This is a genomic window from Actinoplanes oryzae, from assembly GCF_030757795.1.
Lineage (GTDB): Bacteria > Actinomycetota > Actinomycetes > Mycobacteriales > Micromonosporaceae > Actinoplanes.
The window spans coordinates 1-573 of the sequence record NZ_JAUQWH010000364.1 but is presented as its reverse complement, the minus strand read 5'-3'; the positions used below and the strand labels follow the sequence as shown (position 1 = coordinate 573).

Here is a 573-nt window from a genome sequence, read left to right as displayed (position 1 = left end):
CCTGCATGAGGCGGTCTCCACCGATCACGCGCATCTCGCGCGCCTCCTCGCCGCTGCCGGCCTGACCCTCGGCGACAGCGGCATCGATCCCCACCGCTCCCCGCGACGGCTGCTGCACACCCCGCGCTACGACGCGATGCAGGCCGCCCTCGGGCCGGACGGACACGTGATGATGTGCAGCACCGCGGGCCTCCAGGTGTGTCTCGACGCGGGCACCCCCGGCGAGGTGGCCACCCGCTGGGCCGCGGTGAACGCGCTCGGTCCCCCGCTGCTCGCCGCCTTCGCCACCGCGCACACGCACGCCGGCCGGGCCACCGGGCACGCGTCCGCCCGCATGGCCGCCTGGTGGGCGATGGACCCGCGGCTGACCCACCCGATCCCCGCCTCGGCGGACGACCCGGCCGGGGCCTGGGCCCGCTACGCGCTCGACGCCCCGGTCACCTGCATCCGCCGGGAGGACGGCAGCTGGGCCGCTCCCCCGGGCCTGACCCTGCGGGACTGGGTCGGCGGCGCGCTACCCCGGCGCCCCACCGCCGCCGACGTCGACTACCACCTGAGCACGCTGTTCCCGCC

1 protein-coding gene is annotated in these 573 nt (G+C 77.5%); it reads left to right on the top strand.

Features of this window, described 5'->3' with window-relative positions; all coding sequences use genetic code 11:
* On the top strand, window positions 1-573 hold a 573-nt coding region (locus RBH18_RS43945; protein ID WP_306216459.1), incomplete at both ends, for a glutamate-cysteine ligase family protein.